The sequence below is a fragment of the Cupriavidus sp. U2 genome (assembly GCF_009663685.2).
Lineage (GTDB): Bacteria > Pseudomonadota > Gammaproteobacteria > Burkholderiales > Burkholderiaceae > Cupriavidus > Cupriavidus necator_C.
This window is the reverse complement of the sequence record NZ_RCOG02000027.1, coordinates 187999-202147: the sequence shown is the minus strand read 5'-3', so window position 1 is coordinate 202147 and position 14149 is coordinate 187999. Positions and strand designations below refer to the sequence as shown.

Annotated in this window: 13 protein-coding genes; 6 read left to right on the top strand and 7 right to left on the bottom strand. The window is 67.0% G+C overall.

Going from position 1 to position 14149, the window contains the following annotated elements; genetic code table 11:
- Positions 1–69: 69 nt before the first annotated feature.
- Both D9X30_RS20485 and D9X30_RS20480 read left to right on the top strand, forming a co-directional pair.
- Positions 70–999 carry a LysR family transcriptional regulator gene (locus D9X30_RS20485; RefSeq protein WP_153946022.1) on the top strand — a complete coding sequence of 310 codons (930 nt, stop codon included), beginning with the start codon at positions 70–72 and terminating at the stop codon, positions 997–999.
- 269 nt (positions 1000–1268) lie between these two features.
- A complete protein-coding gene (locus D9X30_RS20480) occupies positions 1269–1838 on the top strand; it encodes a hypothetical protein (RefSeq protein ID WP_249641025.1) in 570 nt (189 codons plus the stop codon).
- Positions 1839–1866: 28 nt separating this feature from the next.
- On the opposite strand, the gene D9X30_RS20475 is transcribed toward D9X30_RS20480, so the two are convergent.
- Both D9X30_RS20475 and D9X30_RS20470 read right to left on the bottom strand, forming a co-directional pair.
- Entirely contained in the window at positions 1867–2181 is a 315-nt protein-coding gene (locus tag D9X30_RS20475; RefSeq protein WP_092598452.1) for an H-NS histone family protein, read from the bottom strand.
- A 574-nt stretch (positions 2182–2755) separates the two neighbouring features.
- Positions 2756–4138: an NCS2 family permease gene (locus D9X30_RS20470; RefSeq protein ID WP_153946024.1), complete on the bottom strand. Its 1383-nt coding sequence runs from the start codon at positions 4136–4138 to the stop codon at positions 2756–2758.
- 483 nt (positions 4139–4621) lie between these two features.
- Between D9X30_RS20470 and D9X30_RS20465 the strand changes: the two genes are divergently transcribed.
- Positions 4622–5584: a chemotaxis protein gene (locus D9X30_RS20465; RefSeq protein WP_153946025.1), complete on the top strand. Its 963-nt coding sequence runs from the start codon at positions 4622–4624 to the stop codon at positions 5582–5584.
- Between the two features lie 339 nt (positions 5585–5923).
- Here D9X30_RS20465 and D9X30_RS20460 read toward each other — a convergent pair whose 3' ends face one another.
- From D9X30_RS20460 to D9X30_RS20440, 5 genes are all read right to left on the bottom strand, one after another.
- Entirely contained in the window at positions 5924–6580 is a 657-nt protein-coding gene (locus D9X30_RS20460; RefSeq protein ID WP_153946026.1) for a peroxiredoxin, read from the bottom strand.
- 155 nt (positions 6581–6735) lie between these two features.
- Entirely contained in the window at positions 6736–7869 is a 1134-nt protein-coding gene (locus D9X30_RS20455; RefSeq protein WP_153946027.1) for a dihydrolipoamide acetyltransferase family protein, read from the bottom strand.
- A 23-nt stretch (positions 7870–7892) separates the two neighbouring features.
- Positions 7893–8873, bottom strand: coding sequence for an alpha-ketoacid dehydrogenase subunit beta (locus D9X30_RS20450; protein WP_153946028.1), 981 nt, complete (start codon positions 8871–8873; stop codon positions 7893–7895).
- On the bottom strand, positions 8866–9957 hold the full coding sequence (pdhA, locus tag D9X30_RS20445) for a pyruvate dehydrogenase (acetyl-transferring) E1 component subunit alpha (RefSeq protein WP_153946029.1): 1092 nt from the start codon (positions 9955–9957) through the stop codon (positions 8866–8868). The genes D9X30_RS20450 and pdhA overlap by 8 nt, the downstream gene beginning before the upstream one ends.
- Positions 9958–10128: 171 nt before the next feature.
- Entirely contained in the window at positions 10129–11112 is a 984-nt protein-coding gene (locus D9X30_RS20440) for an aliphatic sulfonate ABC transporter substrate-binding protein (protein WP_153946030.1), read from the bottom strand.
- Positions 11113–11322: 210 nt separating this feature from the next.
- Between D9X30_RS20440 and D9X30_RS20435 the strand changes: the two genes are divergently transcribed.
- From D9X30_RS20435 to D9X30_RS20425, 3 genes are read left to right on the top strand one after another with little or no spacing between them, the layout of a single operon-like run.
- Positions 11323–12201, top strand: a complete 879-nt coding sequence (locus D9X30_RS20435; RefSeq protein ID WP_153946031.1) for a TauD/TfdA dioxygenase family protein — start codon at positions 11323–11325, stop codon at positions 12199–12201.
- A 42-nt stretch (positions 12202–12243) separates the two neighbouring features.
- Positions 12244–13269 (top strand): ABC transporter substrate-binding protein, encoded by a 1026-nt coding sequence (locus tag D9X30_RS20430; RefSeq protein ID WP_153946032.1) that lies wholly within the window; start codon positions 12244–12246, stop codon positions 13267–13269.
- A 1-nt stretch (position 13270) separates the two neighbouring features.
- Complete coding sequence (locus D9X30_RS20425) at positions 13271–14143, top strand: ABC transporter ATP-binding protein (RefSeq protein WP_153946033.1); 873 nt, start codon at positions 13271–13273, stop codon at positions 14141–14143.
- Positions 14144–14149: the final 6 nt, after the last annotated feature.

The window sequence follows — 14149 nt, the reverse complement described above, 5'->3', positions numbered from 1 at the left end:
TGTCGGCCTTTCCCATCTTCTTAAAAACAGGCAATATCAATAATCACTTTCAAGATTTCATTGAGAATCATGGATCGCATTGCGGACATCGGGCTTTTTCTACGGGTTCTGGATCAGGGATCGATCAGCGCGGCGGCGCGCAGCCTGGATATCTCGGTGGCCGTGGCCAGCCAGCGCCTGCAGCGGCTGGAGCGCGATCTCGGCGTGCGGCTGCTGCATCGCACCACGCGGCGCCTGCATGCCACGCCAGAGGGGGCGGCCCTGGCGGACCAGGGGCGGGCGCTGGTGGAAGACCTGGAGGCGTTGTCAGGTTCGCTGCGGCAGTCGGGGTCGGGCATCACCGGCACGCTGCGCGTGACCACGTCGGCCTCGTTCGGGCGCCAGTACGTGTCGCCGCTGCTGACCGCGTTCCTGCGGCGATATCCCGGCGTCAACGTCAGCGTCCACCTGACCGACCATGTACTCGATCTGGTCAGCAGCGGCTTCGACCTGGCGATCCGGATCGGGTCGCTGGAGGACTCCACGCTGGTGGCACGCAAGCTGGCGGACAACCAGCGGCTGTTATGCGCGTCGCCCGATTACCTGCGCGATCACGGCTGGCCCCAGACGCCGCAGGATCTGGCCCGGCACCAGTGCCTGGTGCTGGTGGGGGCGCAGGGACGCGCGGATGTCTGGCGGTTCGACGACGGCAAGGGCGGCGAGATCGCGGTGCGGGTGCGCGGCAGGGTCGAAGCCAATACGGGCGAGCTGCTGGCCGACGCGGCCCTGGCGGGGTTCGGCATCGCCATGCATTCCACCTGGCATGTCTGCGACGACCTGCGGGCTGGCCGGCTGGTGCAGGTGCTGCCCGACCATCCCATCGCGGTCACCGGCATCTACGCGGTCATGCCGCAGCGCCGGCTGGTGCCGCCGCGCGTGCGCGCGTTCGTGGACTACCTGGCCGAACATTGGAGCGTGGCGCCGCCCGGCATGCCGGACTTGGGTTTGGGCCGAACCTGACCTACATTCATGCGTTGCGGGCCGTGTGGCGGGGGGCGGCGGCAGACCGTCGTCGAGCGCCCCGGTTGCCTATTTCTTGAGCAGTCCGGTGCGATACCGCACAGACTGGGCCCCGCCGGGGCGACATGGCAGGATATCCACAGAAACTGTGGATATCCTCAACGTGGTCCGGCCCACGTCGGCAAGACCGCTGAAAGGCTATGCTCTGGCACCAACCTCGGTCAACTGTCCGCTTCGCGCCCGCTATGTGCAGGATTTCGATTGCCGCCGTGCCTGTTGTCCTCGCCCTGTCCTTGCCGCTGGGGGGCTGCGTGTCATATTACCGCGTGCCGTCGGACGTGCCCTACGCCAGCGTACGCCTGCTGACCAGTACCGACGACCGGACGACATTCAACGTCCTGGACCCCGCCCGGTGTCCGTCGCCGCGTCCGCAGGTGCTGGCCGGCATGGGCCGCCAACTGGCCTCGATGGGACGCGATTCGACGCTGGACATGGCGGGCATTGCGCCGGAGCCGCCGTCGCGCACGCGCGAGCGCAAGGTCTTGCCGGGCAAGCGGATCTATGTCGCCGTGACGTCGTACGCCGCGCCGCCGGCCGACGAGGCGCGCTGCGCCGCCGGGGTGTCGTTCGTCCCCCAGGTCAACGGGCAATATGAAATCCGGTATGTGCGGGACGAGGCCGCGACGCACTGCACGGCGCGCGTGCTGCGGCTGCAGCCCGATGCGCAAGGCGGTGCAATGGTGGTCCAGGAGCCCACGCAGCAAGGGTTCAGGGCGCTGCGGCCGGAATACCTGTGCGAGGCCGGGGCGGACGTGAAGGCGGGGGCGGGGACGCGCTAGATCGCACGTCCCGCGAATCGGTGGGAGATCAGGCCTGTTCAATCAGGAATCGCTCGGGACGCTTGCCCAGCCATGCCGGTGCGCGGCCACGACCGGACCACGTCTTGCCGGTCTTCGGATCGCGATACTTGGGCGGCAGTGCCGCGGCGGCCTTGTGTGCCGCGCCGCTGCCGGCCGGGCGTCCGCGACGGCGTTTCGGGGCGATGTCTTCGACGGTCAGATCATAATCGGCCATCAACTGGCGAATCTGTTCGATCACGCTGGCCACTTCATTGGCGCGCACTTCGCTGAGCTTTGCTTCCAGTGCTTCTTTTTCAGCCAGCAGTTGCTTGTAAGTTGGCATTTTTGGATCCCCGTTCAGATTGGCGGTGCATTGCGTAGGGCTGCAAAACGATCCGCATAACAAAAATATTACAAGAATTATCCGGAAAAGCACGATTCAAACGCGAATTCCAACGTGAATCGCGAAAACATTCGTCAAAGTCTCGGCGTCAAATCGGATTGCCCTGGCTTTTTATCGGAATGTTCCGGAATCTATTTGGCGGTCAATGGCGCCGGTCTGCATCCTAACCAGAATTGGTAATGCGAGGCAACCGCAAGTGTTGGATATTCATGTAGGCGCCGGCTGCGATCCCGGCAAATCGATGTCGATTTTTATCCAGCGAAGGCCGTTGCTTTCGTTGGCCTTTCATTCGCGGGGCGGGCAGCCGCCTGCAATGATTGTCAGTATTGGTATTTTTGTCAGGCGGGCGAATGGCCGGATGTGGATATAAAAAAAGGCCCCGGGGGAAAGTCCCGAGGGCCTGGAAATCCACCGGTCATCCCAGGTGGAGGAGACGCCGTTGCCTGCACCGTGGCCAATCGATGGCCATCGATCGCCACGGCGGAATTTTTCTGATGTTCCGGGAAGGCTCTTGTCAGATGGCCCAGCCGCCGGCGTAGAACGCGGCAAGCGCCACCGCAATGGCCACCGTGCCGACATTGAGCTTGCGCCATTCGCCGGCAACGATGCGGCCAATGACCAGCGTGCAGAAGCCGAGCATGATGCCGGTGACGATATTGCAGGTCAGCACGATAAATACGGCGCAGACCAGGCCGGACAGCGAATCGACCATATCGTCCATATGCAGGCGCGATACGCTGGACAGCATCAGCAGGCCCACGTACATCAGCGCGGGCGCCGTGGCGTACGACGGCACCAGGCCGGCCAGCGGCGAGAAGAACATCACGGCCAGGAACAGCAGGCCGACGGTGACGGCGGCCAGGCCGGTGCGCGCGCCGGCGGCCACGCCTACGGTCGATTCGATATAGGCCGCGGCCGGTGCGCCACCGAAGAACGCCGAGAAGATCGAGCTGACCGAGTCGGCGGTCAGTGCCCGGCCGCCATTGTGGATGCGGCCCGTGGCGTCGAGCTGGTTGGCCTGGCCGGCCACGGCGCGGATCGTGCCGGTGGCGTCGAAGACCGCAGTCATCACCAGCGCCAGCACGCTGGGCAGCACGGCCGCCGACAGGGCGCCGCGAATGTCCATCGCGCCGATCAGCGACGCGTGGCCCGGTGCGGACAGCGACGGCAGCGCAAACACGCCGGTGTACTTCACGGCCGGGTCGAACATCAGCCCCAGCGCGGAGATCGCGACGATCACCAGCAGGATGCCGCCCGGCACGCGGCGGCGTTCCAGGCCGAAGATCGCGGCCAGGCCCAGCACCGACATCATCACGGGGAACGCCGTGATGTGGCCCAGCGCCACCGGCAGTCCGGGGCCGGGGTTCTTGACCACCAGGCCCACGTCGTTGGAGGCGATCAGCAGCAGGAACAGCCCGATGCCGATGCCCGCGCCGTGCGCCACGCCCGCGGGCAGGTTGCGCAAAATCCAGGAGCGCACGCCCGTGACCGAGATGGCCGTGAACACCACGCCCATCAGGAATACCGCGCCCAGCGCCACGGCAGGCGACAGCTTCTGACCCAGCACCAGGCCAAAGGCCATGAACGCGGTCAGCGAAATGGCGCAGCCGATGGCAATCGGCAGCCTGGCCCACAGTCCCATCAGCAGCGAGCCGAATGCCGTGGTCAGGCAGACGGCCACGAATACGGCGCTGGTGTCGAAGCCGGCCTTGCCCAGCATGCCGGGCACGACGAACACGGCATACACCATCGCCATGAAAGTGGTCACGCCGGCCAGCACTTCGCGCCGCTGGGTGCTGCCGCGTGAACTGATCTCGAAATACTGGTCGAGCTTGCCGCCGGCCTGCGGCGGTGCAGCGTCCACGTCCGTCACGGACGGATACGGCTGTTCGATCATGGTCTGTCTCCTTGCTGGGGCGCTGCGCGCGTCCGCGTACGGATCGGGCGTCAGCCTCGTCTCACGTGGTTCCGGGGGTGCGAGGGCCGAGTTGCCGCTGGCATCGGGCAAGGGGTGCGGGCGTCTCGTTCCTCGGTGTCCGACCACTTGGGCCGGGTGCCGGTCCGATGCCTCTGGCGGGCGGGATCCGGCGAGGCTCAAAGGTAGGCGAGCCATCCGCCATGTTCATCATTGGCGCCGCATGCGGAACATGCCGTCGCCTGAATAACCACGGCCCGGCGGTGCTTGGGACGGCTCAGGGATTTCCCGCAATGGCCGCCGTCCGCCGTGCCGATGCCTGCAAGTGCCGCAAACGGGGCCACCGATGCGTCACAACCGGCCGCCGGGGGCGTATGTCGGGCTAAAGGTCACGGCAGGGGCGCCGATAGCTCCTTGGCAAACACCCATATCCACCCATACACCGAGCCGAAGCGGAGCCACAGCATGACCAGCGCGATGAGAGACATCGACGAGCGCACCAACCTGACCAACAACAACCAGTTCGAGTTGCTGTTGTTCCGACTTGGCGATGCGACGCATAGCGGACAGTCCGAACTGTTCGGCATCAACGTTTTCAAGGTCCGGGAAATCCTGGTCATGCCGCCGGTCACCACGGTGGTGGGCGCCGAGCCTTCGATCCTGGGCATGGCCGATATCCGTGGCCAGGTGATTCCGGTCATCGACCTGCCGCGCCTGCTGGAATGCACGCCGAAGTCGGGCCTGAACATCATGCTGGTGACGGAGTACGCACGCTCGACGCAGGGCTTTGCGGTCGAGGCCGTCGAAGAGATCGTACGACTGGACTGGAGCCAGGTGATTTCGGCCGAGAACAGTGTCAAGGGCGGGCTGGTGACCAGCATCGCCAAGCTCGATGTCGGCGGCGACAACCCGCGCCTTGTGCAGGTGCTGGACGTCGAGCAGATCCTGCGCGACGTACTGCCGACCCGCCAGCCCGACGTCGACCCCGCCACGGTGGGCCCGCAACTGAACCTGCGCCCGGGCAGCAAGATCCTGTGCGCCGACGACTCCGCGCTGGCGCGCGGGCTGATCGAGAACGGCCTCAAGGCCATGGGCGTGCAGGTGGTGATGACCAAGACCGGTCAGGAAGCCTGGGAGATGCTGGGCCAGATCGCCGAACTGACCACCGCCCAGGGCCGGCCGATCCGCGACGAAGTGGCGCTGGTACTGACCGACCTGGAAATGCCGGAGATGGACGGCTTCACGCTGACGCGCAAGATCAAGGCCGATGCACGGCTGAAGTCGCTGCCCGTCATCATCCATTCGTCGCTGTCGGGCGAGGCCAGCGAAGAGCACGTGCGCAAGGTGGGTGCCGACGCCTACGTGTCGAAGTTCCTGGCCAAGGACCTGGCCGATACGATCCGCGGCGTGCTGGCGCGGCATCCGTAAGCGAATAATCGGAAATAGGCAGGAAATACCGCGGGCGGAAATACCGCGGCCGGACGTACCGGAAACTTGCGCCCCTCTCCCGTCATGCGGGCGAGGGGCGCGTCGTTTTGGGGTTCTGGGACGCCCTGCATAAATCGCCGCCGAAGGCAATAAAACCCCCGCAACGGCGTTTGCCCAAAAAAAAGGCAGTCCAGCTCATCTCAAGGCTGGCGCGGGTTTGCGGGCTGTCAAGAGGGCGATTATCCACGCAACCTGTGGATAGTTCCACAGGCCAGATGGACTAACTCAAACAGGTATGCCGGATCATTGGCTCATCCCATCGAGTTACCCGGCCGCGAGTTACTTCGGCTGAGCCACCGTACGCAGATACGGCTTCAGCGTCTTGAATCCGTCCGGATATTTCTTCTTTGCGTCCTCGTCGGAAACCGAAGTCGGGATAATCACGTCGTCGCCCGGTTTCCAGTTCACGGGCGTGGCCACCGTGTGCTTGGCATTGAGCTGCAGCGAATCGAGCAGGCGTAGCACTTCGTCGAAATTGCGGCCGGCGCTCATCGGATAGACCAGCATGGCCTTGATCTTCTTGTCCGGGCCGATCCAGAACACCGAGCGGATCGTGGCGTTGTCCACGGCGGTGCGCGGGCCGCCGCCGCTGGCCTCCGGATGGATCATGTCGTAGAGCTTGGCCACGGTCAGGTCCGGGTCGCCAATCATCGGGAAGTTCACCGCGGTGCCCTGCGTTTCCTCGATGTCCTTGGCCCAGCGCGAATGGTCGCCGACGGGGTCGATCGACAGGCCGATGATCTTGGTATTGCGCTTGTCGAATTCGGGCTTCAGCTTGGCCATGTAGCCCAGTTCGGTGGTGCAGACCGGCGTGAAGTCCTTGGGGTGCGAGAACAGGATGGCCCAGCTGTCGCCGATCCATTCGTGGAAGTTGATCTTGCCCTCGGTGGTCTCTGCGGTGAAGTCCGGGGCGGTCTCGCCAATGCGGATGGCCATGGTCAGGCTCCTTCAGGTGGTATGCAGTTGTCGGATGCGATGTCCGGCACGCGCGGCAGTCGCCATGGCCGGGGCTATCCAGTATAGGAAGCCGGCGCGCGAATGCCTTCGTTCCGATGGCGGAATTTTCCCGGTAACGCGGGCGTCACTCGCCCCTAGTCCGGGCGTTCCAGGTCGGTGATGACCGCGTGCAGGAAGCGCGCCGCCTCGCCGCCGGTGACCACGCGGTGGTCGAACGTCAGCGACAGCGGCATCACGCGATGCACGGCCGGCTGCCCGCCGGCGGCCACCACTTCGTCGCGGATGCGCCCGGCACCGAGGATCGCCACCGTGGGCGGCACCACGATCGGCGCCGCATAGCGGCCCGCGATCATGCCGAAGTTCGACAGCGTGATGGTATTGCCGCGCATTTCCTCGGGGGCGATGGTACGGGCCTTGATGTCGGCCCGCATCCGGTCGAGCCCGTGGCGCAGGTCGGCCGCATCGCGCTTGCCCACATTGCGCAGGACCGGCACGAACAGCCCCTCGGGCAGGTCCGCCGCAATGCCCACATCGATGCGTTCAAGCAGATGGCGGCGGCCGGTGCGGCCCTCGTACCAGGCGTTGAGCGCGGGCTCGGCGCGTACCCCGGCCACCAGCGCACGCACCAGGCGTATCGTCACGTCATGCCCGGTGGCCGTGCTGCCCACGGTCTGCCACGCGTGCAGGTCCGCATCGTCCATGACGGTGGCGGCGGCTACCTCGCTTTGCGCGCGTGCCATGTTCTGGGCCATGGCGCGCCGCACGCCGCGCACCACCTCCGCCGGGCCGACTTCGGCCAGCGTGGTGGCCACCCGCTGCACGTCGGTGGCTGTGATCACCCCGTCGCGGCCCGAGGGCGTCACCATGGCCAGGTCCACCGACAGCTTGCGCGCCAGCGCGCGCACCGCAGGCGTGGCCTTGAGGCCGTGGCCGCCCTGGATGCCGGCGGCGCCCACGCGTGTTTCGCCTTCGCGCACCACGTGCATGCCCACCTTGACGTTGCCCACCACGGTACCTGCATCGTCGGCCGCGCCCGCGCCTTCGAAACCCACCAGCGGGGCGCCCAGGTGGACGATGTCGCCGGGCTGCGCGTACAGTCTGGCCACCTGTCCGGCGAACGGCGACGGAATCTCGACGATCGCCTTGGCGGTTTCCACCGCCAGCAGCGGCTGGTCGGCCTGCACGGTGTCGCCGGGCTTGACGTGCCACGTCACGATCTCGGTTTCCTGCAGGCCTTCGCCCAGGTCGGGCAGCTTGAAGATCCGCATCGTTGTCTCCTGTTTGGCGGTGCCTAGCCGGCGTCCAGTGCGCGCCGTGCCGCGTCCACGATCTGCGCCACCGACGGCAGGTAGCTGTGCTCCAGCCGCGCCAGCGGCACCACGGTGTCGTAGCCGGTCACGCGCTGCACCGGCGCGCTGAGCGAATAGAGCCCGGCATCGGCCAGGTTCGCCGCGATCTCGGCGCCGACGCCGGCCGTGCGCGGTGCCTCGTGCACGATCACGCAGCGGCCGCTTTGCGCCACCGATTCCAGGATCGTATCCATGTCCAGCGGCTTGAGCGTGGCCACGTCGATCACGGCCGCAGCGATGCCGTCGTCGGCCAGCAGGTCGGCGGCGGCCAGCGTTTCCTGGACCATCGCGCCCCAGCTGACCAGCGTGATGTCGGTGCCGTCGCGCAGCGTGAAGCAGGCATCGAGCGGCAGCGCCTCGCCGGTGTCCTCTACCTCCTGCCGGAACAGGCGATAGAGCCGGGTTGGCTCGAAGAAGATCACCGGGTCCGGGTCGCGGATCGCGGCCAGCAGCAGGCCATAGGCGCGGGCCGGCGACGACGGCATGACCACGCGCAGGCCCGGGATATGTGCGAACAGCGCCTCCGGGCTTTCTGAGTGGTGCTCAGGCGCGTGGATGCCGGCCCCGCTGGGCGCGCACACCACCAGCGGACAGCTGAGCCGGCCGCGCGTGCGGTGCCGCAGGTGGCCGGCGTGATTCAGGATGTTGTCGATGGCCGGATAGATGAAGCCCGCGAACTGGATCTCCGCCACGGGCCTGAGGCCCATCGCCGCCATGCCGATGGCCGCGCCGACGATGCCGCCTTCGGCCAGCGGCGTGTCGATGACGCGCGCGTCGCCGAAACGCTGCTGCAGGCCGACCGTCGAGCGGAACACGCCGCCGTTGACGCCGATGTCCTCGCCCAGCAGCACCACGTCGGGGTCGTGATCCAGCGCGTGGGCCAGCGCCAGGTTGACCGCTTCCACCATATGCAGTTCAGCCATGATGGGTCTCCTGGTCCTGTGCGGCGTAGCGTTGCGCGGTGTCGAGCTGGTCGGCCATCGCGGCCGGCAGCGTCTCGTAGAGGCAATCGAACATTGCCGAAACGTCGGGGTGGGGCAGTTGCAGGTAGGCTTCCACGGCGGCGGCCACGGCCTGCTGGCATTCGCGGACCAGCGCCTCTTCCTGCCCGGCATCCCAGGCACCCACGCTGGCCAGATAGTCGCGCATGCGCTTGATGGGCTCGTGCAGCCAAGCGTCCTTGACCGTGGCGTCGTCGCGATAGCGCGAGGCATCGTCGGCCGTGGTGTGGTCGCCCAGCCGGTACGTGACGGCCTCGATCAGCGCCGGGCCGGCCCCGTCGCGCGCCCGTTCGATGGCGTCGCCCACGCGCTCGTGCACGGCAATGACGTCGTTGCCATCCACCTGCTCGCCCGGGATGCCGGCCGCAATGGCCTTCTGGGCCAGCGTGGCCGCGGCAGTCTGTTTGGCCCGCGGCATCGAGATGGCCCACTGGTTGTTGTTGATGACGATGACCAGCGGCACCTGCCACGCGCCGGCCATGTTCATGCCTTCGTAGAACGCCCCGTTGGACGTGCCGCCGTCGCCGATGATGCAGACCGCCACGCGCGGCTGGCGGCGCAACCGGAACGCGTAGGCCACGCCGGCTGCGTGGCCGACCTGGGTGCCGATCGGTACGCAATTCCCGAAGTCGTGCGGCACTGCCGCAAATCCGCTGCCGCGTTCGTCGCCGCCCCAATACAGCAGGCTCTCCGTCATGGTGACGCCCCGCACAAATTGCGCGGCATGGTCACGGTAGGACGGGATCAGTACGTCATCGGCCCGCATGGCCGTGGCCACGCCCACGCCGATGGCCTCCTGGCCCAGCGCCGACGCGAACGTACCGATCTGGCCCGTGCGCTGCATGGCGATGGCCTTGAGGTCGAACTGCCGGGTGAGCACCATGGCGCGATACAGCGGCAGCAGGGCGGCGGGGTCGCGGGCGAAGGCGGGAAGGTCCGGGGCAGGCGCGCCCTCGGGCGAAAGATAGCGGGTAAAGCCGATGTCAAAGCGCGCAACAGTGCCCATGTGGTGGTCCCCTTGTGGTTCGCTGTGTCCTGTGCGGCGCAGCATCTTGTGGACGCTGCTGCCTTCGACTATAGGGCACGGAACAGGGGACGGGGCGTGCGGTGGCGCACGGCAAGACGTACCGGGCGTTCAACTGCTCCCGTGGCGGGCGCGCTCAGGTATCAGGCATGTTCACGCGGGCTTCCACACCGGCGAAGCGGCCACGGTGACCTTGCGCGGCAGGATGGCCTGGCCGGCGAAGGCGTCGGCGATGCGCTGCTGCTCGTCGAGCGCGGCGCCGTCCACGGGCTGTACCTGATAGGTGCGCCGTGCGTTGGCGGCTTCGACGGTGGCGGCGTCCAGGCCGATCAGCGGTGCGTGCCATGCGGCGGCCTCGGCGGGGTTGGCCTTGATCCATTCGCCGGCGCGCCGCAGTTCGCCATAGACCGTGGCCAGCACGTCGGGCCGGCGCCTTGCATAGGGCGTGGCGGCCAGGTAGAAGCGCCGGTAGCTCGACAGCTTCACGCCGTCACGCAGGATGCGCGCGTTGGCCTGGCGCTGCACCGCCGCCAGGAACGGGTCCCAGATCACCCAGGCGGCCACGCTGCCGCGCTCGAACGCCGCGCGGGCATCGGCCGGGGTCAGGTATGCGGGTTCGATGTCGCGCATCGACAGGCCTGCTTCGTTCAAAGCCTCCAGCAGCAGGTAGTGCGCGCCGGCACCTTTGGAGAACGCGATGCGCTGCCCCTTGAGCTGGGCCACCGACCGGATCGACGAGTCGCTGCGCACCACGATGGCCTGCGCCGTGGGCGACGGCGATTCGATGGCGTAGTACGTCATGCTGGCGCCGGCGGCCAGTGCGAACGGCGGCACGGCATCGGCCACGTCGGCGGTCAGATCGAGGTTGCCCACGTTGAGCGATTCCAGCAGCGGCAGCCCCGATGTGAACTCGTGCCACTGCACGCTGACCTTGCGCGGCGCCAGCGCCTGTTCCAGAACCTGCCGCGACTTCAGCCAGATCATCAGCGTCGACGACTTCTGGTAGCCGATACGCAGCGTCTCGGGCGCGTCGGCAGCCAGCGCCGCCGTGGACCAGATGGCGGGCGCGACGACGGCGCCCAGGCCGGCCATGCCGGCCAGCACGACGCGCCGGCGGGTGGGGTTGGGGGATGACATTGCGGCAATCCTTCGAAAGAACCAACCGGTGAGCGTACGGAGCGCGGCGCGGCACGGGAACGAAGGAAAGTGCGCTTGCTTATGCGCCGGCCGCAGAACGACGGGCCATATGCGCTGGCCGCATAACGGCGCGCGATTTGATTCGTTGTGTGCGGCGTCGTGGCTCCCTAGAGTGCAAGGCTTGTGCTTCCCCCAAGGCCAAGAATTGCCATGACGATTGCCGACGTAGATACCGTGCAGGATTTCGAGATTCGCCCGCTGAATGCCGCCCTCGGTGCGGAAGTGATCGGGCTCGACCTGGATCGGCCGCTTTCCGCCGAAGATTTCCGGCGCATCCATCGCGCCCACCTGGACCACCACGTAGTGGTGTTCCGCGACCAGCGCATCACGCCGGCCCAGCAGATCGCGTTCAGCCGCCGCTTTGGCCCGCTGCAGATTCATGTGCTGCATCAGTTCCAGCTGGCCGATCATCCCGAAATCCTGATCGTGTCCAACGTGCTGAAGGACGGCAAGCCGATCGGGCTGGGCGACGCGGGCCACTTCTGGCATTCGGACCTGTCGTACAAGGAAACGCCGAGCCTGGGCTCGCTGCTCCATGCCATCGAACTGCCGGCCGAGGGCGGCGACACGCTCTTCGCCAACATGCACGCCGCATATGATGGCCTGCCGGCGGCGCTGAAGCAGAAGATCGACGGGCTGACCGCCGAACACACCTACCTGGCGCGCTACGCCGAGCTGCAGAAGCGCAGCCCCTGGCGGCCGAACCTGACGCCCGAGCAGATCGCGCAGGTCAAGCCCGTGGTGCATCCGGTGGTGCGCACCCATCCGGAGACCGGCCGCCGCGCGCTGTTCGTCAGCGAGCATTTCACGACGAAGATCGTCGGCCTGCCCGACGACGAAAGCCGCGCGCTGCTCGACGAACTGTTCGCGCACAGCGTACGGCCCGAGTACGTCTACCGCCACCAGTGGCGCGAGCACGACCTGGTGTTCTGGGACAACCGCTCGCTGCTGCACCTGGCGGCCGGCACGCCAGACCACCTGCGCCGCGTGATGTTCCGCACCACGATCGAAGGCGATACGCCGTTCTGAGCCTCACCCACATTCCATTCAAGCGTCCCCGGAGCCTTACGCATGTCAGTATTTTCGTTCGCCACCCCCTTCGCCCGCCGTGCCACGCTGGCCGTCCTGACCGCCGGCCTGGCATTGACCGGCACCGCGCACGCGGAGGGCAAGATCCGCATTGCCGAGCAGTTCGGCGTGGTCTACCTGCTGCTGAACGTGGCGCGTGACCAGCAGCTGATCGAGAAGCACGGCAAGCAGCAGGGCGTCGACGTCAAGGTGGAATGGACGCAGCTGTCGGGCGGATCGGCCGTGAACGACGCGCTGCTGTCGGGCGCCATCGACATCGCCGGTGCCGGCGTGGGCCCGCTGCTGACGCTGTGGGACCGCACGCACGGCCGCCAGAACGTCAAGGGCGTGGCATCGCTGGGCAACTTCCCGTACTACCTGGTTTCGAACAATCCCAAGGTGAAGTCGATTGCGGACTTCTCGGACAAGGACCGCATCGCGCTGCCGGCGGTAACCGTATCGGTGCAGTCGCGCGTGCTGCAACTGGCCGCCGCCAAGCAGTGGGGCGACAAGGAATTCAACCGCCTCGACAAATGGACCGTGGCCGTGCCGCACCCCGATGCCGCCGCCGCGATCATTGCGGGCGGCACCGAAATCACGGGCCACTTCGGCAACCCGCCGTTCCAGGAGCAGGAACTGGCCGGCAACCCGAACGCGCGCATCGTGCTGAGCTCGTACGACGTGCTCGGCGGCCCCAGTTCGGCCACGGTGCTGTACGCCACCGAGAAATTCCGCAACGAGAACCCCAAGACCTATCGCGCGTTTGTCGATGCGCTGGGCGAGGCCGCCGCGTTTGCGACGAAGAACCCCGAGGCGGCCGCCGACCTCTACATCCGGGTGAACAAGGCCAAGATCGACCGCGCGCTGCTGGTGAAGATCCTCAAGAACCCGCAGGTGCAGTTCAAGGTGACGCCGCAGAACACCTATCCGCTTGCCGATTTCATGCATCGCGTGGGCGCCATCAAGAACCGTCCGGCGTCCTGGCAGGACTATTTCTTCCAGGACCCGGCCACCGCGCAGGGGAGCTGACATGGCAGACGGACATCACGGCAATCACGGCAATCACGGCAACCCGCACCTGCGCGTGGTGCCCCATCCGCAGCCGCTGCTGCAGGTGGATGGCGTGTCGCTCGAATACCGCACGCCGACGCGCGTGGTGCGTGCCACGCACCGCGTGAGCTTCGACGTGCACGCGTCGGACCGCTTCGTGCTGCTGGGGCCGTCCGGTTGCGGCAAGTCGACGCTGCTCAAGGCGGTGGCCGGCTTCGTGCCGCCGGCCGAGGGCGAGATCCGGCTCGAAGGGCAGAGCGTGCAGGCACCGGGCCCGGACCGCATCGTCGTGTTCCAGGAATTCGACCAGCTGCCGCCGTGGAAGACCGTCAGGCAGAACGTGATGTTCCCGCTGCGCCAGGCGCGCGGCCTGTCGAAGGCCGAGGCCAGCGACGTGGCCATGCATTTCCTGGACAAGGTTGGCCTGGCGGCCTTTGCCGATGCCTATCCGCACACGCTGTCCGGCGGCATGAAGCAGCGCGTGGCGATTGCCCGTGCGCTGGCCACGCGGCCCAAGGTGCTGCTGATGGACGAACCGTTCGCCGCGCTGGACGCGCTGACGCGCCGGCGCATGCAGGAAGAACTGCTGGCGCTGTGGGACGAGGCCGCGTTCACGCTGCTGTTCGTGACCCATTCGATCGAAGAGGCGCTGGTGGTGGGCAGCCGCATCCTGCTGCTGTCGCCGCATCCGGGCCGCGTCCGTGCCGAACTGAACAGCCACCAGTTTTCGCTGGTCAGCCAGGGCAGCGCGGAATTCCAGCAGGCTGCCCAACGCATCCACGCGATGCTGTTCGACACGCCGGCCGGGGCCGATTCCGCTTCGGGCCGCGCCCGCCACGCCGCCGCGCACTGAACGCTC